Annotated in this window: 18 protein-coding genes; 15 read left to right on the top strand and 3 right to left on the bottom strand. The window is 43.6% G+C overall.

Annotated features, from left to right (window positions below):
• Positions 1 to 801: 801 nt before the first annotated feature.
• From HMPREF1254_RS10925 to HMPREF1254_RS10870, 12 genes are all read left to right on the top strand, one after another.
• Positions 802 to 1833, top strand: coding sequence for a hypothetical protein (locus tag HMPREF1254_RS10925; RefSeq protein ID WP_023058726.1), 1032 nt, complete (start codon positions 802 to 804; stop codon positions 1831 to 1833).
• Positions 1834 to 2674: 841 nt separating this feature from the next.
• Entirely contained in the window at positions 2675 to 3025 is a 351-nt protein-coding gene (locus HMPREF1254_RS10920) for an NADH-quinone oxidoreductase subunit A (protein ID WP_025071546.1), read from the top strand.
• Positions 3016 to 3711 (top strand): NADH-quinone oxidoreductase subunit B, encoded by a 696-nt coding sequence (locus tag HMPREF1254_RS10915; RefSeq protein WP_023058788.1) that lies wholly within the window; start codon positions 3016 to 3018, stop codon positions 3709 to 3711. The genes HMPREF1254_RS10920 and HMPREF1254_RS10915 overlap by 10 nt, the downstream gene beginning before the upstream one ends.
• Positions 3712 to 3727: 16 nt before the next feature.
• Positions 3728 to 5299: an NADH-quinone oxidoreductase subunit C gene (locus tag HMPREF1254_RS10910; RefSeq protein WP_023058762.1), complete on the top strand. Its 1572-nt coding sequence runs from the start codon at positions 3728 to 3730 to the stop codon at positions 5297 to 5299.
• Positions 5300 to 5381: 82 nt separating this feature from the next.
• On the top strand, positions 5382 to 6467 hold the full coding sequence (gene nuoH / locus HMPREF1254_RS10905; protein ID WP_023058792.1) for an NADH-quinone oxidoreductase subunit NuoH: 1086 nt from the start codon (positions 5382 to 5384) through the stop codon (positions 6465 to 6467).
• Positions 6468 to 6496: 29 nt separating this feature from the next.
• Positions 6497 to 7030, top strand: a complete 534-nt coding sequence (locus HMPREF1254_RS10900) for a 4Fe-4S dicluster domain-containing protein (protein WP_023058781.1) — start codon at positions 6497 to 6499, stop codon at positions 7028 to 7030.
• A 14-nt stretch (positions 7031 to 7044) separates the two neighbouring features.
• Entirely contained in the window at positions 7045 to 7566 is a 522-nt protein-coding gene (locus HMPREF1254_RS10895; protein ID WP_025071550.1) for an NADH-quinone oxidoreductase subunit J family protein, read from the top strand.
• On the top strand, positions 7563 to 7871 hold the full coding sequence (gene nuoK, locus HMPREF1254_RS10890; protein WP_004348632.1) for an NADH-quinone oxidoreductase subunit NuoK: 309 nt from the start codon (positions 7563 to 7565) through the stop codon (positions 7869 to 7871). Before HMPREF1254_RS10895 ends, nuoK begins: the two co-directional genes overlap by 4 nt.
• A gap of 4 nt (positions 7872 to 7875) precedes the next feature.
• Positions 7876 to 9843, top strand: a complete 1968-nt coding sequence (locus HMPREF1254_RS10885) for an NADH-quinone oxidoreductase subunit 5 family protein (RefSeq protein ID WP_023058705.1) — start codon at positions 7876 to 7878, stop codon at positions 9841 to 9843.
• Positions 9844 to 9881: 38 nt separating this feature from the next.
• Positions 9882 to 11366 carry a complex I subunit 4 family protein gene (locus HMPREF1254_RS10880; RefSeq protein ID WP_023058716.1) on the top strand — a complete coding sequence of 495 codons (1485 nt, stop codon included), beginning with the start codon at positions 9882 to 9884 and terminating at the stop codon, positions 11364 to 11366.
• Between the two features lie 13 nt (positions 11367 to 11379).
• Positions 11380 to 12861, top strand: a complete 1482-nt coding sequence (locus HMPREF1254_RS10875) for an NADH-quinone oxidoreductase subunit N (protein WP_036878138.1) — start codon at positions 11380 to 11382, stop codon at positions 12859 to 12861.
• A gap of 494 nt (positions 12862 to 13355) precedes the next feature.
• Positions 13356 to 13766 (top strand): DUF805 domain-containing protein, encoded by a 411-nt coding sequence (locus tag HMPREF1254_RS10870; protein WP_023058713.1) that lies wholly within the window; start codon positions 13356 to 13358, stop codon positions 13764 to 13766.
• Between the two features lie 77 nt (positions 13767 to 13843).
• Here the strand turns inward: HMPREF1254_RS10870 and uvrA are convergent, their stop codons facing one another.
• Positions 13844 to 16672 carry an excinuclease ABC subunit UvrA gene (gene uvrA / locus HMPREF1254_RS10865; protein WP_023058750.1) on the bottom strand — a complete coding sequence of 943 codons (2829 nt, stop codon included), beginning with the start codon at positions 16670 to 16672 and terminating at the stop codon, positions 13844 to 13846.
• 27 nt (positions 16673 to 16699) lie between these two features.
• Positions 16700 to 17419, bottom strand: a complete 720-nt coding sequence (locus HMPREF1254_RS10860; RefSeq protein ID WP_036878136.1) for a gliding motility-associated C-terminal domain-containing protein — start codon at positions 17417 to 17419, stop codon at positions 16700 to 16702.
• A 124-nt stretch (positions 17420 to 17543) separates the two neighbouring features.
• Here HMPREF1254_RS10860 and HMPREF1254_RS10855 point away from each other — a divergent pair, with 124 nt between their 5' ends.
• From HMPREF1254_RS10855 to HMPREF1254_RS10845, 3 genes are read left to right on the top strand one after another with little or no spacing between them, the layout of a single operon-like run.
• The gene (locus tag HMPREF1254_RS10855; RefSeq protein ID WP_036878134.1) at positions 17544 to 18938 is read left to right on the top strand and encodes an amino acid ABC transporter substrate-binding protein; all 1395 of its coding nucleotides are present in this window, start codon (positions 17544 to 17546) and stop codon (positions 18936 to 18938) included.
• A 25-nt stretch (positions 18939 to 18963) separates the two neighbouring features.
• The gene (locus tag HMPREF1254_RS10850) at positions 18964 to 19710 is read left to right on the top strand and encodes a porin family protein (protein WP_023058798.1); all 747 of its coding nucleotides are present in this window, start codon (positions 18964 to 18966) and stop codon (positions 19708 to 19710) included.
• Positions 19711 to 19714: 4 nt separating this feature from the next.
• Positions 19715 to 21241, top strand: coding sequence for a peptide MFS transporter (locus HMPREF1254_RS10845; RefSeq protein ID WP_023058790.1), 1527 nt, complete (start codon positions 19715 to 19717; stop codon positions 21239 to 21241).
• Between the two features lie 478 nt (positions 21242 to 21719).
• Here the strand turns inward: HMPREF1254_RS10845 and HMPREF1254_RS10840 are convergent, their stop codons facing one another.
• The gene (locus HMPREF1254_RS10840) at positions 21720 to 23921 is read right to left on the bottom strand and encodes a sodium-translocating pyrophosphatase (protein WP_036891243.1); all 2202 of its coding nucleotides are present in this window, start codon (positions 23919 to 23921) and stop codon (positions 21720 to 21722) included.
• Positions 23922 to 24067 lie beyond the last annotated feature (146 nt).

Below are 24067 nucleotides of genomic sequence, written 5' to 3'. Positions count from 1 at the left end.
CAAACACAAGTAGGAACATGTTTTTAGAGAAATTAATTCAATGAGTTCTAACTTTTCTTTGTATATCTTTTGCATAGTCATCATAGCTATGGCCATCTTTTTTATTAAAAAAGTGACCAGTTGCCTATTCAAAACTATCTTATTCTTGATTTTATTAGCTGTGCTGGTCTATATAGCGTTCACCCTTGGGGTGTTGTAGGCATTCCAAGTGAATTGTTGGTTCTTTGAACGACATCATACATGGACGTGGTTCTTTGGGATATCTTAATAAATCTTAAAGCTATTGACGTGTAAGATAATATTCTATATATTTGCAAAGTGAGTTAGATACTCATGCAAGTTGTTTTCCTGTTAGCCGATAGTTACGAATAAACTACTTTGCAAAACGCATAAAAAGCAATTTTGAAAGATTCGTGTAATCCTATTAATAACATATCATCTCGTTATGACAAATTGTGAATAGTGGTTTTTAGGAAATTTATTTTTTAATACTCTTTACCAGTTACGAAGAGTATTCTAAAATGTCAAGCGAGATACAAACTGACCTTATTCTTCAATAGGGTTTAACGGAGGGTCGGTGGAGTGGAGCTGATATCATATCAAGGCTCCACTTTTTGTGTCAAATAGGAATTGGTTAATTCTTGATACTTGTGTTGTAGTTAGGAAATATTTATTTTGCTGAATATTTTGCAATATTCAGTTTAAAATTTTATTTTTATTTGCATGATATTTTGGAAAAAATAGCTACTTTTGCAGACGATTTGAATAATTATATCAATTAACAACAACTTTTTTTTATTTATGAACACAAAATTACAATTATTTTGCGCTATCCTTCTATATTTTGCAATCAAATGGAATGCTGTATTTGCAGCAGGTCATGACATCGGCATACAAGAAGCAACAACCAAAGAGATAAAGTCTGATCTAAATATCGTTTACGATGCAGTGACTACCCGTTCGACAGAAAGTGGTAACGTGATACAACCAAACGATTTGATATTGCCAAAGTTGTTGCTGACTTTTAAGGGTGTAGGATACCCAAAGGCAAATGCTCAAAGTCGTATCGCCCTTAGAAAAATTTGTGATGCACCGAAAAACTATACCAAGGAAGAATTGGAAACAGCCAGACAGGCATATCTTGACGATGATGATGTAGAAAAGCCAGAGCATGGCAAACGCTACACCATTAAGTTTTTTGACCATAACCCCCAAAAGACTTTTTTGCTTGACTATTTGAATGGTAAGTTGGTTACCCATGAGGTAACAGCAAGGCAGTTGCCTGATGAGTCGGCCTGTTTCACGGCTCATGTCTTGAAGAATGGAAAAGTTGCTTTCAAGACTATCGATAACAAGTGGTTAAGTTACCCTGTCATGACACCCGCTCCCACTTGGCTTACCAACTTCTCCGTGAACGGTGTGACGGACGAATTGGATGAGTATGTCAACAGACTTGAGTTGCAAAAGGCACGCACTGGTGCAAAAGCCCAAACCACAAATGTACTTAATCTTTTTGGTAAATTCTTTATAAAATCCAAAAGAGGAACACATGCCAACTCTTATGCTGAGGTACTGGGCTATTGGTTGTTGAATACAAAGAACAATACCTTTGATGGGGCCGGTGATCCTTACTATGCCGAGGAACTCTCATCTGTAATTCTTATTGAATCAGTAACAAAAACAACAGGTATACAGCAGATAGAAACCACAGCGAAACGTACAAGCGAGAATAAAATCTACACGCTGTCAGGACAGCGTGTATTTGCAGAAAAACTCTCAGATCTGCCTCGAGGCATTTACATTGTAAACGGTAAAAAGCTATTGGTGCAATAGTATTTTGAAATTCTCCTCAAATAGTGTTATTGGGCATAGCCAAGTTTATTTGACACTATTTGAGGCAGGATATGATTGCTCGCAGCCTTCATTTTCTGTCTTCTTCCTTAATTCCTGCGTAGGGATTTTGCTCTGAATTTATTTGTGATAAAATGGGAAGAGGTAAATATTGTAAACTTTTATGCTTGTTTTTAAGCATCTTTCCCCTTGTTAAAGCATTGAGATAAATAAGAAAAATTAGTCCGAGTTTTCTTTGTTTTAGCATTTTTGAAGGTGTTAAGATAGTGAGTTACCACCTTATTTCTATGCTTTAATCATCATATCTGCATGCTTTAGTCGTGCTAAAAGATAGCTTTTGCACCCTTATAGCATGGTTCTAAGATGCCAATTTCGCCCTTTTTGATGCCTAAGGCATAGAGTTAACCTCTGTTCTTTCTGCTTTCAGGTTCGTAAGTCTATCTATATCAGCATTTTGTAAAATTCGCATATTTGCCGTCGACCATGAGGTTGATTGAAAATATCGCCAGGATTTTGCCCTAAAATCCGAGAGTTTTCTAATGCCTTGTGTTAAGAATTTTCAAATATTATATGCCTTCAAATACTATCAACTTTTTACTTTTATTTGTATGATGTTAGTGGAAGTTAAACAAGTGCATTGTTGCTCAGAAAATAAAACAATCACTCGAGAATCATATTTTGCAATCTGAAGTTAGCAATTTAATCTATTTTTTTTGTCATATCTTGTAAAAAATCTCAAAATAATGATTAACTTTGCATCGCATTAGTAAAAATGTATGTGTTTCGACAGAAAGCGAGAACAATTATAATTATAATACTTTTTATGAATTTTACTTTATTCGTTACCGTTTTGTTGACGGCCGTAACCTTGGTAGTGGCAGCTTATGTCATCGCAAAGTTAATTGGTCCGCGCTCGTATAATGCGGTAAAAGGCGAACCCTATGAGAGTGGTATCCCAACGAGAGGTTCTTCGTGGCTTCCCATGCACGTTGGTTATTACCTATTCGCTATCCTTTTCCTCATGTTCGATATCGAGACTGTACTGCTCTATCCATGGGCGGTAGTTGTGCGAGATTTTGGAGCTATGGCTTTGGTTAGCATCGGTTTCTTCCTCATGGTACTTGTCTTAGGCTTGGCGTATGCTTGGCGGAAAGGAGCTTTGGAATGGAAATAAAGAAACCGTATATCAAGAGTATTCCTTACGGGGAGTTTAAGGACAACGAATCGTTGGAACGCATTGTTGACGAACTCCATGAAGGAGGCGTGAACGTTGTCACTGGGTCGCTGGACCAATTGATTAACTGGGGACGTGCCAATTCGCTCTGGAGCTTGACCTTCGCCACCAGCTGTTGCGGTATTGAGTTTATGGCAGTGGGATGCGCTCGTTACGATTTCGCTCGTTTCGGATTTGAGGTGACGCGTAACTCTCCACGACAAGCCGATCTGATTATGTGTGCTGGAACCATTACTAACAAAATGGCACCTGCTTTTAGACGTCTATACGATGAAATGGCAGAACCCAAGTACGTTATTGCCGTGGGTGGATGTGCCATTTCTGGCGGTCCGTTCAAGAGCAGTTATCACGTGGTAAGAGGAATTGATGAGATTGTTCCTGTTGATGTCTTCATACCGGGATGTCCGCCACGTCCAGAGGCTATCATGTATGGCATGATGCAGTTGCAGCGCAAAATCAAAGTAGAAAAATTCTTCGGAGGTGTCAACCATAAGCAAGAGGCTCACCAACACGGATTGAGTAACGCAGAGGTGTACCAACAAAAACTGAAGGAAAACAAGCCTATCGTAGTGACTCATGTTCCCGAAGACTTTCATCCTCAAGAAGAGTTAGAACATCAACATTAAATAAGGTATATCGGATATGAAATTAGAAAATATAGAAATTGCATTCAGTAACTTGGCACAAGAGATGTCGAAACTGAAGAACGACAAGCATTTCGATTACCTTGTTACCATTGTTGGCGAAGACTTTGGCGAAGAAGGGTTAGGATGTATTTATATTTTAGAAAACACACAAACTCACGAACGTACATCGGTCAAGGCGATAGCGCAGCAAATAGGGGAGGAGTATGTACTCGATACTGTTTCCAACCTATGGAAGGCTGCCGATATCTTAGAGCGTGAAGTGTACGACTTCTTAGGTATTAAGTTCTTGGGGCATAAGGATATGCGCCGTCTTTATTTGCGCAATGATTTCAAGGGCTATCCACTTCGTAAGAACTTCGATGTCTCGCCCGAGAACAACCAGTACACTTTGGAAGAGGATGTGGAGTTGGATTACACGTTCCAATACTCACTCGACAAGAACGGTAACTTGGTAGAGACCCGCGTTCCGTTGTTTACAGACAACGATTTCGTGATCAACATTGGTCCTCAACACCCCAGTACGCACGGTGTACTTCGTTTGCAAAGTGTGTTAGACGGTGAAACCGTGAAGCACATCTATCCGCATTTTGGATATATCCACCGTGGAATGGAGAAGATGTGCGAGGCGTACACCTATCCTCAAACCTTGGCGTTGACCGACCGAATGGATTACCTCAGTGCCATGATGAACCGCCATGCGTTGGTGGGCGTCATTGAAGAGGCGATGGAGATAGAACTGACCGAGCGCATACAGTACATCCGTACCATCATGGACGAGTTGCAGCGTATTGACTCGCACTTGCTATATTTAGGTTGTTGCGCACAGGATTTGGGTGCTTTGACAGCCTTCTTGTACAGCATGCGCGACCGCGAACACGTGTTGAACGTCATGGAGGAGACTACGGGTGGACGACTCATCCAAAACTATTACCGCATTGGCGGTTGCCAGGATGATATCGATCCCAACTTTGTAGATAACACCAAGAAACTGTGTGCTTATCTCAAACCCATGTTACAAGAGTACATGGATGTGTTTGGAGATAACGTCATCATGCAACAACGCTTCAAGGGAATTGCGCCCATGAATCTTGAAAACATCATTAGTTATGGTGTAACAGGTGCTTCTGGACGTGCTTCTGGCTGGAAAAACGATGTGCGCAAGAATCATCCCTATGCCATGTACGACAAGGTGGAGTTTGATGAAGTTCTCAACGAGCATTGTGATTCGTTTGGTAGATACCTCAATCGTATTGAGGAAATCAAGCAAAGCATTCGCATCATCGAACAGCTCATTGATAATATTCCTGCAGGCGACTTCTATGTAAAGCAGAAGCCAATCATCAAAGTGCCTGAAGGACAATGGTATTTCTCATGCGAAGGCTCGCGTGGCGAAATAGGAGTTTACTTGGATTCTAAAGGAGACAAGATGCCTTACCGCTTGAAATTCCGCCCAATGGGCTTGAATCATGTTGCTGCGATGGATGAGATGCTACGAGGACAAAAGATAGCTGACCTTGTTACTGCAGGTGCGGCGCTCGACTTTGTCATTCCAGATATTGATAGATAGCAGGTATATATAAGTTGAAAACTTGTAGCAATGCTTTGCTCCATGATAGCAACTTGTTCAATATAAATAACTTAAATAGATCATGTTTGATTTTAGTATAGTAACCACATGGTTCGACACGCTACTTCGACAAACCTTAGGTTTGAACGATTTTTGGACGATATTCATTGAATGTGTTGTCGTTGGTGTCGCCATTCTCACTGCCTACGCCTTGTTGGCGATAGTGTTGATATTCATGGAACGTAAGGTGTGTGCCTACTTCCAATGTCGTCTCGGGCCTATGCGTGTGGGCTTTTGGGGAACGCTTCAGGTGTTTGCCGACGTGTTTAAGATGCTCATTAAAGAAATCTTTGCCGTTGACAAGGCCGACAAATTCTTGTATTATATTGCACCATTCTTTGTTGTGATTGCCTCAGTGGGTACTTTCTCGTTCCTTCCTTGGAATAAGGGAGCGCACATTCTCGATTTTAACGTGGGCATCTTCTTGGTGACTGCCATATCGAGCATTGGTGTGTTAGGCGTCTTTTTGGCAGGATGGGGATCAAATAACAAATATTCTGTTCTGTCTGCCATGCGTGGAGCGGTGCAGATGATTTCGTATGAAATGACCTTGGGACTGACTCTCATTGCGGCTGTTGCCTTGACGGGAACGATGCAAATGAGCGGAATTGTGGAAGCACAGACAGGACCATGGAACTGGTTAATTATTAAAGGACACCTTCCTGCTATCATTGCATTCTTGTTGTTCTTGGTAGCTGGCAATGCTGAAGCGAACCGTGGACCGTTCGACTTGGCAGAGGCAGAGAGCGAGTTGACTGCTGGATACCATACTGAGTATTCGGGTATGGGCTTTGGTTTCTACTATTTGGCAGAATACCTCAATCTATTTGTCATCGCAGGATTAGCAACTGCCGTGTTCTTAGGCGGTTGGGCACCTTTCAATATTGGTGTCGAAGGCTTCGATGCGGTGATGAATTATATTCCAGGCATTGTGTGGTTCTTAGGTAAGACTTTTGTTGTAGTTTGGCTTCTGATGTGGATTCGCTGGACGTTCCCACGTTTGAGAATTGACCAAATCTTAACTTTAGAGTGGAAGTATCTCATGCCATTGGCATTGGTAAATCTCATACTGATGACCATTTGTGTGGCTTTTGGTATCCACGGTTAAATCGTTTCATTTCTTGAAGATTCAGTAAGATGGAAAATAAACAATCATATTTTAGCGGAATCTGGTATGCTATCACGTCGCTCGTAACGGGTTTGAGGGTTACCTTGAAGGAATACTTCACCCCAAAGAGCACCGAACAATATCCAGAGAATCGCAAGACGACACTGCATGTGGCTCAACGTCACCGCGGACGCTTAGTGTTTAAGCGTAACGAAGACGGCACTCACAACTGTGTAGCGTGCACTATGTGCGAGAAAGCATGTCCCAATGAGACCATACTCATTAAGAGTGAAATGGTTGTCAACGAAGAGACGGGCAAGAAAAAGAAACAATTGGTAGACTATCAGTACAAATTAGGCGATTGTATGTTCTGCCAACTCTGTGTCAACTCTTGCAACTTCAACGCCATTGAGTTTACCAACGACTTTGAAAACAGTGTGTTCGAGCGAGATTCCTTGACCATGCACCTTGACAAGGAAGTGTATCAAGGCGGAAGTTTGCCAGGCTTGATAGACGGTGGGGCACCGCTGACCATTGGACAATTTAATACCAAAACCAAATAAAAGTAGTAACGTATATGGCTAATTTAATCATGTTTTGCATTTTGGCAGTCGTCATCTTGGGCTCTGCCATCATGTGTGTACTAACAAAAAGGATTATGCGGGCGGCTACCTTTCTGATATTTGTTTTATTTGGTGTTGCAGGTATCTATTTCCTTTTAGGATATACATATTTGGGAGCAGCACAGATTGCTATTTATGCAGGGGGCATCACGATACTCTATATCTTTGCAATACAGTTGGTATCCAAGCGTACGCTCCAAGGATTAGTAGAACATCTCAAAGGTTCACGCGTCATTCAGGGGGCTTTGCTCTCATTGATAGGACTGGCTACCGTGATAGGTGTCTTGGTGAAGAATCAGTTTATTCATCAAGCAACGCAGGTTGCCGATGCAGAAGTCCCGATGAATGTCATTGGACAAGCATTGGTAGGCTCTGAAAAATATCAGTATGTTTTGCCCTTTGAACTCATTTCTGTGTTCTTGTTGGCATGTATCATTGGCGGTTTGTTGATTGCCAGAAAGGAGGATGATAAATGATACCCGTTGAATGTTTGATAGGTCTGAGTGCGCTATTGTTTTTTATTGGCGTATTTGGCTTCGTTACTCGTCGAAATTTGTTGGCAATGTTAATCTCCGTAGAGTTGGTTCTTAACTCCGCAGACATCAACTTTGCTGTATTTAACCGCATCCTGTTCCCCGAACAGTTGGAGGGCTTTTTCTTCACGTTGTTCTCCATTGGCATCAGTGCTGCCGAGACAGCGGTGGCGATTGCCATTATTATAAACGTTTACCGAAACTTTGGTAGTGATCAGGTGAACAGTATTGAAAATATGAAATTATAAGATGATGGATTACAGTTATGTATATTTAATACTTCTTCTACCTGCACTCAGTTTCCTGATACTTGGACTGTTGGGTATGAAGATGAGTCATAAGGTGGCTGGACTCATTGGCACCGTGGTGCTTGGTACGGTGTTCTGTCTTTCTTGCTACACCGCTTATGAATATTTTATAGGCGTAGGGCGTGGCGTTGACGGATTATATCCCACCATTACACCTTTTAATATTACGTGGTTGAAGTTTACCGAACTGCTTACCTTTAACATCGGTTTTAGGTTGACACCTATTTCTGTGATGATGTTAGTGGTTATCTCTACGGTCAGTTTCATGGTGCACATCTATTCCTTTGGCTATATGCACGGAGAGAAAGGTTTTCAGCGTTATTATGCTTTCCTTTCGCTCTTCACCATGTCAATGTTGGGCTTGGTAGTGGCAACCAATATTTTCCAGATGTATTTGTTTTGGGAGTTGGTGGGCGTTAGCTCTTACCTGCTCATCGGTTTCTATTATCCCATGCACACAGCTGTGGCGGCTTCTAAGAAAGCTTTCATTGTGACACGCTTTGCCGATTTGTTCTTTTTAATCGGTATCCTGTTTTATAGCTTCTATGTAGGTACATTCAATTACGATTTAACTGCTACGCCAGAATTGGCAACTCATGCTGCTCATGCCGCTTGGGTGATGCCGTTAGCGCTGTTCCTGATGTTTATTGGTGGTGCAGGTAAATCAGCCATGTTCCCTTTACACATTTGGTTGCCTGATGCCATGGAAGGTCCAACTCCAGTTTCTGCATTGATTCACGCTGCTACGATGGTGGTGGCAGGTGTGTATTTGGTGGCAAGTATGTTCCCCTTGTTCGTGGAATATGCGCCCGAGCAGTTGCATTGGATTGCTTATATTGCTGCCTTTACCGCCTTTTATGCAGCTGCCGTGGCGTGCGCACAGAGTGACATCAAGCGTGTCTTGGCATTCTCAACCATTTCGCAGATAGGTTTTATGCTCGTTGCTTTGGGCGTTTGCTTACCCGATCCTACCACAGGTGCGGTAGCAATGACCGAAGAATATGCCGACGTACAAGGCTTAGGATATATGGCAAGCATGTTCCATCTGTTTACGCATGCCATGTTCAAGGCTTGTTTGTTCTTGGGTGCAGGATGTGTGATTCATGCCGTACACTCCAATGAGAAGTATTATATGGGAGGACTTCGCAAGTACATGCCCATCACCCACATTACGTTCTTGATTTCATGTCTTGCTATTTCGGGCATTCCACCTTTCTCTGGATTCTATTCAAAGGATGAGATATTGGTGGCTTGTTACAACTTTCACCCCGTCATGGGAATGGTGATGAGCGGTATTGCCATGATGACCGCCTTCTATATGTTCCGTTTGTATTACGTTATCTTCTGGGGCAAGAGCTATTACGAGTCACATCAGGGCGAACCCAACGTGCATGCGCCTCACGAAGCTCCTGCAGTAATGACCTTTCCGTTGATATTCTTGTCGCTCATCACTTGTACCGTCTTCCTTTGGGGGACACGTGCAGGACAGTTGGTGTCTGCCAACGGCATTGGGTTTAATACGCATACCAACTGGTCAGTGGCGATTACCAGTACCGTATTGGCATTGCTTGCCATCGGTCTTGCTACCTTTATGTATAAAGGAGAGAAAACGCCAGTGGCAGACAAGTTGGCAAGTACTTTCCCTACCTTGCACCGCGCTGCTTACAAACGTTTCTATATGGACGAGGTTTGGCAGTTTGTGACACACAAAATTATCTTCCGTTGTGTTAGTCGTCCCATTGCTTGGTTCGACCGTCATGTTATTGATGGCTTCTTTAACTTCTTGGCATGGGGTACTCAGGAGGCAGGCGAAAGCATCCGACCTTGGCAGAGTGGCGATGTGAGACAATATGCCATTTGGTTCCTTACAGGTAGTGTAGCATTGACGTTGGCATTGATCTGCTTGCTGTAATGCTTTAGTTAGAAAGATTTAATGAATAAAATACAAAAATGAGTATATTAACATTATTCGTCGTTATTCCCGTCTTGATGTTGTTCGGGCTTTGGTTGGCTCGCAACATCCGTCAAGTACGTGGTGTCATGGTGGCTGGCTCTACCGCTTTGCTGGCACTCTCTGTTTGGCTTACTATTGCATTTATCCAAATGCGTCAAGCAGGAAATACCGAAGCCATGCTGTTTATGTACAGTGCACCTTGGTTCAAACCGCTCAACATAGCCTACACGGTAGGAGTGGATGGTATCTCGGTTGTCATGTTGCTCTTATCGAGTATCATCGTCTTTACGGGTACCTTTGCCTCTTGGCAGCTCAAGCCCATGACTAAAGAATACTTCCTTTGGTTTACCTTGTTGAGCATTGGTGTGTTTGGCTTCTTTATCTCTATCGATTTATTTACCATGTTCATGTTCTACGAGGTGGCACTTATCCCGATGTATCTGCTTATAGGTGTATGGGGTAGTGGTCCTAAAGAATATGCCGCTATGAAGTTGACGTTGATGCTCATGGGCGGAAGTGCCTTGCTGATTATCGGTATCTTGGGCATTTATTTCTATAGTGGAGCCACCACGATGAACGTGCTTGAGATTGCTGCCCTGCACAATATCCCTGTTGATGTTCAGAAGATATTTTTCCCATTGATATTCATTGGCTTCGGTGTGTTAGGCGCTTTGTTTCCTTTCCACACATGGTCACCCGATGGACATGCTTCAGCACCCACCGCTGTTTCTATGCTCCATGCTGGTGTGTTGATGAAGTTGGGAGGCTACGGTTGTTTTCGCATCGCTATGTTCTTGTTGCCCGAGGCGGCACAAGAGTTGGCTTGGATCTTCCTTATCCTCACCACCATCTCTGTTGTCTATGGTGCTCTCTCGGCTTGTGTGCAAACCGACTTGAAATATATCAACGCCTATTCTTCGGTAAGTCACTGTGGTTTGGTGTTGTTCGCCCTGTTGATGATGACCAAAACCGCTTGTACGGGAGCCATTCTCCAAATGCTCTCGCACGGTTTGATGACCGCTTTGTTCTTTGCGCTCATTGGTATGATTTACGGACGTACGCATACTCGTGATGTTCGTCAGTTGGGCGGATTGATGAAAATCATGCCTTTCTTGGGTGTAGGTTATGTAGTGGCAGGTTTGGCGAACTTGGGATTACCTGGTTTCTCGGGCTTCGTTGCGGAGATGACTATCTTTGTAGGCTCGTTTGCCAATAACGACACCTTTCACCGCACCGCTACTATTATCGCTTGTACCTCCATTGTTGTCACCGCAGTTTATATCTTGCGTGTTGTTGGAAAGATACTTTATCAGAAGGTAGCCAATCCTCATTTTGAGCAACTCACTGATGCTACATGGGACGAACGTGTGGCTGTGATGTGTTTGATATTCTGTGTAGCTGGCTTAGGTATCGCACCTCTGTGGGCAAGCAATGTCATCAATGATGCCGTAGGACCTATCCTACTCAATATAATACACTAAAGTTTAGAAGAAGATGAATTACAGTCAATTCCTATATATGATGCCAGAGGTCACCTTAGTGGTGCTTTTGCTGGTTACGTTTGTTGTCGACTTTGCTACATCGCAGAAGATTAGGACGCTTGCGCCCACCGACAAGCGTCGCTCATGGTTCAATCCCATGATTTGTCTGCTTATGTTTGCGCACATCCTCATCAACCTGTTCCCTATAGAAACGCACACTGTTTTTGGAGGAATGTACATCGCTACGCCTGCCATTGGGGTGATCAAGACGATTTTGGCTTTTGGAACGCTCATCGTTCTCATTCAGTCCAAAGAATGGTTGTCGCGTCCCGATACCGCTTTTAAGGAGGGAGAGTTCTACTTATTGGTGATAGCAACGCTGTTGGGAATGAACATGATGGTAAGTGCCAACCATTTCTTGCTCTTTTTCTTGGGCTTGGAAATGGCGAGCGTACCTATGGCTTGCTTGGTTGCGTTTGACAAATATCGTCACGACTCAGCCGAAGCAGGAGCCAAATTCATATTGACAGCCACCTTCTCAAGTGGAGTGATGCTCTACGGTATCAGCTTTATCTATGGTGCGGTAGGCACGCTTTACTTTGAAGACATTGCCACTCAGCTCACTGCCACACCGTTTACCATTCTTGGCATGGTGTTCTTTTTCAGTGGATTGGGCTTTAAGATTAGCTTGGTGCCTTTCCATTTCTGGACAGCCGACTCGTACCAAGGTGCGCCAACCACCGTTACTGGCTATCTCTCGGTAGTGAGTAAAGGTGCAGCAGCTTTTGCCCTTTGCACTATCTTGATGAAAGTTTTTGCCCCCATGGTCATCTATTGGCAATATTTGTTGTACATCGTTATTGTGTTGTCAATCACGGTAGCCAACTTGTTCGCCATTCGTCAAACCAACCTGAAACGCTTCATGGCGTTCAGTTCTATCTCTCAGGCAGGTTATATTGTTTTGGCGATTGCTGGTAACTCGGCGTTGAGTGTCACTGCATTGAGCTTCTATGTGTTGATTTACGTGGTAGCCAACATGGCAGTGTTTACCATTATCAGTGCGGTAGAGGAACATAACAACGGTACGGTGATGATGGACAGTTACAATGGTTTTTACCAAACCAACCCCAAGCTGGCGTTCCTCATGACCTTGGCGTTGTTCTCGTTGGGCGGTATTCCACCATTTGCGGGAATGTTCTCTAAGTTCTTTATCTTTATGGCAGCCGTGCAGGATGCCGATTTAAGCACTTCAGTAGGGGCATGGGCGTACATTGTGTTGTTCATCGCGTTAATCAATACGGTCATCTCCTTGTATTATTATCTCTTGATAGTGAAGGCGATGTACATCAAGAAAAGTGAAAATCCGTTGCCCACGTTCAAGAGCCACGCCAATACCAAGTTGGCATTGGCTGTATGCACAGCCGGTGTAGTGTTGTTTGGCGTGTGCTACATGGTATTCGATTGGATACATGCGGCTTCGGTAGCCATTTCGTAGTTTTACGAATATATACATAAATAAAGTCCCTAACCTTTGGTATTTGAAATACCATCGGGTAGGGACTTTTTTCGTTGCGTGAACACCCTTAATAACAGGCATGTATTCTACCTCAGGTAAACTCATGCTAATTGGTATCCAAAGTCATACAGATTGAACGCTAAAGTCATGTAGATTGATGACCAAACTCATGGCTATTGAAAGGACGACAATATGAAGGCAGTAGATCGGTACTTGTGAAATCTCGAATACGAATAGTACACTGTCAGAATTAATATGTATTTACTCCAGCTAATTGATGCTTTTTTCTTTAAAAATTTTGAGTTAAAGAGTTGTTATATTGAATATTTAAAGCTAACTTTGTCCTAAGAGAATGCGTGTATAGCTATATTGCAAAGCACTTTTAATAAAAGTAAAATTTTAAACTTCTGTTGTTCTTTAAACATCTTAATAACCAGGGTATAATGAAATTGTACCTATTAAAAAATAAAACTATGGAACAAAATTCTATTCGTGAGGCATCGCCCAAGCTGTCGTTTACCGATGCCGTTCGTCAAGTTTTTAACAAGTATGCAACCTTTAAGGGGCGTGCGCGCCGGTCAGAGTATTGGTGGTTCGTGTTGTTTTACAGTTTGGTTTTAATTGCAGCTGCTGTATTGGATAGCCTTTTTGGCATCACCATTGAGTACGCCTTTTACGGAGCGATTTATTGTATTGCGGCACTCGTATTGTTCTTACCCAATTTAGCTGTTACAGTTCGTCGCTTGCATGACATTAACAAAAGCGGTTGGAATATTCTTTGGGGAATCATTCCGTTGATTGGAAGTATCTTATTGATTGTTTGGTGCTGCCAAGATTCAGATATAGAGGCCAATCAATACGGTGAGTCTCCAAAATATTTGTAATATTTAGGTATAATAAAATATGGAAGCGGGCACGTGCCTGCTTCCATGAAATTAGGCTGGCTCTCTCGGAAGAGGGGTTAGCCTTTAAGTTCTTGTTTTAAGAATTTTGGGGTGTGTCCTTTACGGCTTTTGGCCACTTCTTCAGGCGTTCCCGTGGTTAAAACCATGCCGCCGCCACGTCCACCCTCTGGTCCCATGTCAATGATGTAATCGGCCAACTTGATGACATCCAGGTTGTGTTCGATGATGATAACCGTGTTACCGCGATCAACCAATTGTTGAAGCACGTCCATCAAGATGCGGATGTCCTCGAAGTGCAGTCCTGTGGTTGGCTCATCAAGGATGTACAGCGTTTTTCCCGTGTCGCGTTTAGATAATTCGGTAGCCAACTTCACCCGCTGACTCTCACCGCCCGAAAGGGTAGTGGAGGGCTGTCCCAATTTGATGTAGCCTAAGCCAACATCCTGAATGGTTTTGATTTTGTGTAGAATGTTAGGCACGGCATCGAAAAATTCTACTGCCTGATTGATGGTCATATCCAGCACGTCGGCAATGCTTTTGCCCTTATATCTCACTTCAAGTGTCTCGCGGTTGTAGCGTTTGCCATGGCAAACCTCGCATGGCACCATCACATCGGGCAGAAAGTTCATTTCTATCGTCTTGTAACCATTGCCACCGCAGGCCTCACATCGTCCACCTTTCACGTTAAACGAAAAGCGTCCAGGTTTGTAACCACGTATTTTAGCCTCAGGTAGGTTGACGAAGAGCGACCGAATGTCACTGAACACGCCCGTATAGGTGGCTGGGTTGCTGCGAGGAGTTCGCCCTAACGGACTTTGATCTACATCCACCACCTTATCTATATAGTCGATGCCTTCTATCGAATCGTACGGCATAGGCTTTTTCAGCGAACGATAAAAATGCTTCGACAGTATGGGTTGCAGCGTTTCGTTGATGAGAGTGGACTTGCCAGAGCCAGACACACCCGTGACGACAATGAGTTTTCCAAGCGGAAACTCCACGTCAATGTCCTTCAGGTTGTTACCTTTTGCTCCCTTTACCCAAATGCTTTTGCCGTTGCCTTCGCGCCGTTTCGCGGGTAACTCAATGGCTCGTTTACCATTTAGATAATCGGCCGTGATGGTATGTTGCTGGAGCATTTGCTGCGGAGTGCCTTGAAAGACAACCTCACCTCCTTTGCGTCCAGCCTTTGGGCCAATGTCTATAATGTAATCGGCAGCCAACATCATGTCTTTATCGTGTTCCACGACAATGACAGAGTTGCCCATGTCGCGTAATTCTTTCAGTGAGTGGATGAGCCGTTCGTTATCTCTTTGGTGCAAACCAATGCTGGGTTCGTCGAGAATATACAGCACATTGACCAGTTGTGAGCCAATTTGAGTGGCCAGTCTGATGCGCTGGCTCTCGCCTCCGGACAAAGAGGCAGATGCGCGGTTGAGTGAAAGATAGTCGAGACCAACTTCCAGTAAGAAGCTCACGCGTGCTCTCAATTCCTTCACTATCTCTGTAGCAATGGCTCTTTGCTGTTTGTCCAGATGTTCCTCCACATGGTCGAGCCACTCTTTCAGTTCGGTGATGTCGAGGTTGGCAATCTCTGAAATGTTTCGGTTCCATATCTTGTACGACAACGATTCTCGCTTGAGCCTCATCCCGTTGCATTCAGGACAAGTGGTCGTGGCAAGAAACTGGTCTGCCCATTTTTGCCCGGCTGTCGAATCATCATTCTCCATGACCGTACGCAGGTATTTGATGATGCCTTCAAAAGTCACAAAATAGTCACTGCTGGTACGAACTAAGTCTTTGGAAATCTTGATGTTTTCAAGGCTTCCGTAAAGTATTTCGTCAACCACATCCTGCGGTATGTCTTTGAATGGAGTTTTGAGTGTCAGGTCGTATTTGTGCAAGATGGCATCGATTTGCCAGAATATCATCTGGTTCTTGTATTTACCCAATGGAACGATGGCACCATCATGTATGCTAAGTTTATCATTCGGAATGACTTTTGAAAGGTCAATCTCGTTGACATAGCCCAAACCTTTGCAACGCTGACAGGCACCCTCTGGCGAGTTGAAAGAGAAAATGTTGGGCGCTGGTTCACCGTATGAAATGCCGCTGACGGGGTCCATGAGGCGTTTAGAGAAGTTGCGTATCTCGCCCGTTTCTTTGTCCATAATCATGATGACACCGTCGCCTTGCCTCATGGCTATCTGTACTGTTTTCTTCAGTCGCTCATCATCTTTGCCACGCACCTGCAACTTGTCGATCACCACCTCAATGTTGTGGTTCTTGTACCGGTCAACCTTCATGCCGCGAACAATCTCCGTGATTTCTCCATCTACCCGCATATAAAGATAGCCTTTGCGCCGCATACTCTCGAAAAGTTCGCGATAGTGGCCTTTTCTTTGCTTTACCAAGGGAGCCAAAATATAGATGCGCTTGTCCGCATAGTCGTTGAGAATCATCTCAATAACCTTCTCCTCGGTGTATTTTATCATTTTTTCACCCGACAGATAGCTGTATGCCGTACCGGCTCGGGCATAGAGAAGGCGCAGGTAGTCGTATATTTCAGTGGTTGTACCTACAGTAGAGCGGGGACTTTTATTGGTGGTTTTCTGCTCGATGCTGATGACAGGAGATAGTCCTGTGATTTTATCTACGTCGGGTCTTTCCAGGTTACCGAGGAAGTTTCTGGCGTATGCCGAGAACGTTTCGATATACCTTCGTTGTCCTTCGGCAAAAATAGTGTCGAATGCCAAGGATGATTTTCCTGAACCTGATAAGCCTGTAATAACGGTGAGTGCATTGCGTGGAATCTCTACATCGATGTTCTTAAGATTGTGTACGCGTGCACCCCATATATTAATCTTTTCGTCTTCGCGAGTCATTTGTATCTTGTTGCTTCCTAAATTGTTTTATTTACCCATCTTGGTGCCACCATCTTCATTGTATCCTCTCAGTAAATTCACGTCTGTTTTGATGTTGAAGGTTCTTCCGTCGGCACCCTTTGCTTTGACTAAACAGAAGTAAACGCCTTGCTTCACGTCTTTGCCTTGGAACTTTCCATTCCAACCATCGGCTGGATTTGTCCACTCGAACAACTTTTGTCCCCACCGGTTAAAAATGTATGCCTTGAACTCTGTCAGACTTTGCCAGCCGTCTTTGGCTTTATAGATGTCATTGATGCCATCACCATTAGGAGAAAAAGCATTAGGCATTTCCAGCTTACTTTCTGAAATAGAAACAGTTATCGGTGATGCGTCAGCCCAATATTCCTCCGTATACTTCACCGAGTCAGTGTCATGAGTGAAGATGGCGTAGAGCACAACTCGATGCGACCCTGCCTTGGTGAAAGTCGCTTCAGTATCTTGTTCGTAGCGTATGAGATATGGTTTCTCTTCACCTTCAAGGGCAAATCGCCATTCGTAATAAGCGTTCCAGTCGCCTTGGTTTGCTACATTTGCAGAAAATTTGGCCTGTAAAGGTGCTGAACCACTAAATTCGGTGACCGCCTCACTCGTTTCGCCATCTACTGTTGTGAAGACGGCAGATGGACTTATCGTGGGTGTCTCTTGTGCTATAATGTGCAAAGAGGTTAGCAGCAAGAGGATGAATAGGGCTGTCTTAATTTTCATTTTTGATTCGTTTTGAACAATGAGAATGGTGCAATCCGAAGACAAAGATAGTAAAAGATTCATGACTAATAGTGAGGTGTTGAATATTTTTTTGTATTTTTGCAGTTAAATAAGGATGAAAACGATGAACATGAAATCTATATTTGAAAATATATTACTTGCAATTTTAATGCTTTTCAGCATTGAATCCATTGCGCAAGTTAACCAATGGCGTGACATATATGAAGCTAAAAAGAAAGATACCGTATTCGGTATTGCTCGAAAATATGGTATTTCCGTTCCTGATTTGATGGATGCCAATCCTGAAATGAAAAAAGAAGGATATGAGTTAAAGAAAGGGGATACCGTTTTCATACCATTTGTTAAGAATCAGACTGCTGCGACAACAAGGTCGGTCAAGACACAAACACCTGCGACAAAAGCATCTGCCAAACCTCAATCGGTTAGCAATATGGACATTACCAAGCGTGCCATTCGCATCGGTGTGATGCTACCTTTGCACGATGTTGATGGTGATGGCAGGAGAATGGTGGAGTATTATCGTGGCATGTTGCTGGCATGTGATGATTTAAAGGCAAAGGGCATTTCGACCGATATCCATGCGTGGAATGTTCCGATTGATGTTGACATCCGCCAAACGTTGTTGGATCCGAATGCCAAAAGTTGTGACATTATTTTCGGTCCGTTATACACCAAGCAAGTGAAACATCTGGGAGATTTTTGCAAGAAGTTTGGAATTAAAATGGTCATTCCGTTCTCTATCGAAGGTGATGAGGTGGCCAATAATCCTCAGATATTCCAAATATATCAGTCGGCAGACAGTCAAGCACAAGACGCCATACGTGCTTACCTGGATCGTTTCCCTAACCATCATCCGGTATTCATTGACTGTAATGATGCTACGAGTACAAAAGGCATCTTCACTTTTCCGTTAAGAAAGCAGCTGGAAGCCAAAGGTATCAAGTATAACATCACCAACTTGAAGTCGAGCGAGGAAGCTTTTGCAAAGTCGTTCAGCTTAACAAAGCCTAATGTTGTCATTCTGAACACCGGCCGTTCACCTGAACTGAATGTGGCTCTGGCAAAGATTGATGGACTGAAGGCAGCCAATCCCGCACTGTCTGTGTCGTTGTTTGGTTACACAGAGTGGCTGATGTATACGAAAGTGTACTTCGATTACTTCTGCAAGTACGAAACTTATATACCGACAGTTGCTTATTATAATGCGCTCTCTCCTCAGACCAAGCGGATTGAATACAAGTATCGTCAGTGGTTTAAGGAAGAGATGCAAGGTGCTCTACCAAGATTTGCACTAACAGGTTACGACCAAGCAAGCTATTTTTGTCAGGGACTTCATCGATATGGTATGAACTTCTCAGGAAGCAAAGCGGAGAATATGCATACGCCATTGCAAACTCCATTACATTTCAAGCAGGTCGCTAACGGTGGCAGGCAGAATGCCAATTTCATGTTGATTCATTATAAGAGCAACCGAACCATCGAGAGTATCACTTATTAATGAATCGCTTTTGAAAGATTTTTAAATGAAAAAATCGGTATTTTCTCTACTGTTCATCTTGTTTCCTTTGTGGCTTTTTGCCCAAGTAGGCAACTATCGTAACGAGTTTGCTGTGGGCGTGAATGGCGGCTATGTCCTCAGTAATGCCGGCTTCGTACCCAAAGTGACGCAAGGCTTGCATGGTGGTATGACAGGAGGACTCACGTTACGTTATACATCAGAGAAGTATTTCAAAACCATTTGTTCCATTTATGCTGAGGTGAACTTTACACAAGGTGGATGGAAAGAAAATATAGTTGACTTGAAAGATCAACCGGTTGTGAACAGTGAAACAGGTCTCACCGAAGAATATAGCAGAACCATTAACTATATGCAAGTACCCGTTTTCGCCCATTTGGCATGGGGAAAAGAGGGCAGAGGTTTTCAATTTTTCTTTCAAGCTGGTCCCCAGTTCGGTTATATGCTGAATGAAAATACCAGTCTAAACTTTGACTTGGACCATGCAAACCTGAATGATAGAGCCAATAAAGAAACAACACAATACAGCATGCCCGTGGAACACAAGTTTGATTATGGAATTGTGGCAGGCATCGGGGTGGAGTATTCGTTACCAAAGGTTGGGCATCTCTTGCTTGATGCGCGTTATTATTATGGGTTGGCAAATATCTATGGTGATACCAAAAGAGATTATTTTGCCAAGTCCAACTTGTCTAACATTGTAGTAAAGCTGTCTTATCTTTTTGACATAACTAAAACCAATAATAAAAAATAAGCTTATGTTTGAAAATCAACCTAAAGGCCTTTTTGCTTTGGCACTGGCCAACACAGGCGAACGATTTGGTTATTACACCATGATTGCCGTGTTTGTATTGTTTTTAAGAGCTAACTTTGGATTGGATCCTGGTACGGCTGGTATGATTTACAGTGTGTTTCTTGGACTGGTTTACTTCCTCCCATTAGTGGGTGGTGTGCTTGCCGACAAGTTTGGTTTTGGCAAGATGGTCACCATTGGCATTGTGGTGATGTTCCTGGGATACCTGTTCTTATCCATCCCATTGGGCGGTGAGACGTTTGCACTCTTGGTAATGTTACTGGCTTTGCTGTTCATCAGCTTTGGTACAGGCTTGTTCAAAGGCAACTTGCAAGTAATGGTAGGTAACCTTTACGATGATCCAAAGTATGCCGACAAGCGCGATTCAGCTTTCTCCATCTTCTATATGGCTATCAATATTGGTGCTTTGTTCGCACCAACGGCAGCTGTACGCATTAAGGAGTGGGCCGAGTCTGTTGGTTATGCCGAGAACGATGCTTACCATTTCTCCTTCGCCGTAGCATGTGTATCCTTGATTATTTCTATGGCTATATATTATGGTTTCCGTTCAACGTTCCGTCATGTGGAAGGAAATGGCACGGCAGCCAAGACAGATGATGGGAAAGCCATCGAGACCGAGGAATTGAGCAAGAAAGATGTAAGGGATAGAGTAGTGGCACTATTGTTGGTGTTTGCTGTAGTTATTTTCTTCTGGATGTCATTCCACCAGAACGGACTCACCCTGACTTACTTTGCCAATGAGTTTACTCAAAAAACCTCTTCTGGCGTTCAGAGCATGGCGTTCGATGTTGTGAATCTTGTGATGATTATCTTTATTGTCTATGCAGGATTCTCATTCTTCCAGTCAAGAGCACAGAAAGCTAAGGGAATTTCTTTAGCTGTCATCGTGGCAGCAATCGCTGTGTTGATTTATAAGTACACGCAAGTAGAAGAAGCTATTGACGTGAGTGCACCTATTTTCCAACAATTCAACCCATTCTATGTAGTTGCCCTGACACCAGTCAGCATGGCCATCTTCGGTTCGTTGGCTGCCAAGGGCAAAGAACCTTCTGCTCCACGTAAGATAGCTTATGGTATGGTGATTGCTGCATTTGCCTATACCATCATGATTATTGGTTCACAAGGCTTGCTCACTCCTAATGAACAGGCAGTGGCTGCCGAGGCAGGAACAGCCAGTTACGCATCAGCCAACTGGTTGATTAGTACTTATTTGGTATTGACATTCGGTGAATTGTTGTTAAGTCCGATGGGAATTAGTTTTGTGAGCAAGGTTGCACCTCCCAAGCTCAAGGGTGCCATGATGGGTGGTTGGTTTGCTGCTACCGCTATTGGTAACTTGTTGGTGAGTGTAGGTGGATATCTTTGGGGTGACTTACCTGTATGGGCTGTTTGGTCTGTATTCATTGGTGTCTGCTTGCTTTCTGCTTTGTTCATGTTCTCTGTCATGAAGCGATTGGAGAAAGTTTGTTAGTCAAATAACACCATTAAATGAAAAGGCGTTTCGAACATCATGCTTCGAAACGCCTTTTTATCTTGATGATTAGATATCTATTCTACATCATTCAACATGATTCATGTGGTATTATTCAACGGTGTACAACCAGATGACAGCTATCATGATGAGTGCTGCAACGATGGATAAGGAAATGAACAGAACGTTACTAATCATTTTTCTTCGTTTCTTAGAAAAACGATTGTTGTTTTTTAACTGTGATGATTCGTAGGTTCTTCGATGGTGATGGTGCTGAGAATGAGAATGATGTCCATGATCTCCATCTCTCGGTGTAGATTGATTAGGGTTATGTTCTGGCATTATCGTTGTTATTGTTTCTGTTGCAAAGGTAATGAAATATTCTTTGCAAACACGAATTACCCCAAGAAACTCATCCAATTTTATGTCATTGACTGAGTTTCTTGGGGCAATTTTCAAGCATTGATGTTCTATGTGTTTAAATCAGAGCAGCTGTTAGTCCAGCCATCACGATGCTGACCATCGACATCAACTTAATCAGAATATTCAAGCTTGGTCCGCTGGTGTCTTTAAAAGGATCACCTACGGTATCGCCAACAACGGTAGCCTTATGACATGTCGAGCCCTTGCCACCGAAGTTACCTTCTTCAACCATCTTCTTGGCATTATCCCATGCGCCACCTGCGTTTGCCATGAATATGGCCAGCGTAAAGCCTGCAGACAATCCGCCTACTAACAAACCTAACACGCCTGCGACACCTAATACGATGCCAACAACGATAGGAATGGCTATAGCCAATATGGATGGTAACAGCATCTCGCGTTGTGCCGACTTGGTACTAATCTCCACACACCTGCTATAGTCGGGAGTAGCTTTGCCCTCTAAAATACCTTTGATTTCTCGGAATTGTCGACGAACCTCATCAACCATCGCACCTGCCGCTCTACCTACAGCCCCCATGGTGAGTCCGCAGAATAAGTATGCAGCCATGGCACCAATGAAAGCACCTACCAAAACGCGTGGGTTCATCAGGTTCACTTGGAAGAAATCCATGAAATCTGACATGGTTGCCGTGTTGGGTGTAAATCCATTGCCGGCGGCATTTACAAATTGATGCCCCTCGTCAACCATTCTGACCATGGCTATTTTCACCTCTTCTATATAGGATGCCAAAAGCGCCAATGCTGTCAGTGCAGCCGATCCGATGGCAAATCCCTTACCAGTGGCTGCCGTGGTGTTACCCAAAGCGTCGAGAGCATCGGTGCGTTCTCTCACTTCTTCGCCCAGTTCGCTCATTTCAGCGTTACCACCTGCATTGTCTGCAATGGGGCCATAGGCATCCGTAGCCAAGGTAATGCCTAAGGTAGAAAGCATGCCTACTGCCGCAATGCCAATACCATACAGTCCATGACTGATAGATTCGGCACTCATACTCATATCAAATCCGTTGGCACAGAGATAGCTCAGCATAATGGCTACCGATATGGTTACCACAGGAATGCAGGTACTTATCATTCCTGTTCCAATGCCCTTGATTATCACGGTAGCCGCACCTGTTTGCGAAGCAGCTGCAATCTCTTTGGTTGGCTTGTAGCTGTGTGAGGTGTAATATTCGGTGGCTTGGCCGATGATGACACCTGCAGCAAGACCCGATATAACCGAGCAACTAATGCCTAACCAATTGTTAATTCCTAAGAGATAGAGAATGACGAACGTTGCGATGGCAATCAGCACGGCCGAAAAGTTGGTACCAAGGCTCAATGACTTCAGCAAATCCTTCATGGTAGCCTCTTCCTTCGTACGCACCATGAAGATACCAGCCAAACTTAAGAATATACCCACGGCAGCAATAATCATGGGCGCCACTACTGCTTTCATTTGCATTTCACCGCTTGCCGCAAAGGCAGTGGCACCCAGTGCAGCCGTTGAAAGAATGCTTCCGCAGTAGCTTTCATACAAGTCAGCACCCATACCAGCCACATCTCCTACGTTATCACCTACATTGTCGGCAATGGTTGCGGGATTTCGAGGGTCGTCTTCAGGAATATCTTGCTCTACCTTGCCCACCAAATCAGCTCCAACGTCGGCTGCTTTGGTATAGATACCTCCACCAACACGTGCAAACAGTGCTTGGGTTGAGGCACCCATACCAAAGGTAAGCATGGTTGTGGTGATGGTGATGAGAGCCATGTTGTTGCCTGTGTAAAACACCGAAAGTATCATAAACCAGACGGCAATGTCCAATAGTCCAAGGCCTACCACCACAAGTCCCATCACAGCGCCCGAGCGAAACGCAATCTGTAAACCTTGGTTCAAGCTCTTTCGTGCTGCGTTAGCCGTTCGACCAGAGGCGTATGATGCAGTTTTCATGCCAAAGAACCCACAGAGTCCGCTAAAGAATCCACCAGTAAGGAATGCAAAGGGAACCCATGGGTTCTGAACTTTCAGCACATACGCCATGAATGCAAATAACAGTGCCAATGCGATAAAGACATAACCAACAACCTTGTATTGTTGTTTAAGATAGGCCATGGCTCCTTTACGAACGTGTAGAGCAATTTCACGCATGCGTGGGGTACCTTCATCGGCCTTCATCATGTTACTAAAGAAATACCAGGCCATGGCCAATGCAATGATTGAAGCTACTGGTACAAGCCAAAAAACAATCGGAATGTTCATGGTTTTAATGTGTTTTAAGTTAGTAGATTTGTCGCAAATGTAGTGAATAATTTTAAGTTTGCAAATATTTCTTACATATTTTCCCACTTTGAAAACCAGAATGTTTTGAATGGCGAAATATGGATTGTTCAGCTAACGGAATGTGA

Origin of the sequence: Prevotella sp. BV3P1 (assembly GCF_000479005.1) — a bacterium.
Lineage (GTDB): Bacteria > Bacteroidota > Bacteroidia > Bacteroidales > Bacteroidaceae > Prevotella.
The sequence above is the reverse complement of the archived record's forward strand: the minus strand, read 5'-3'. Positions and strand labels throughout refer to the sequence as shown.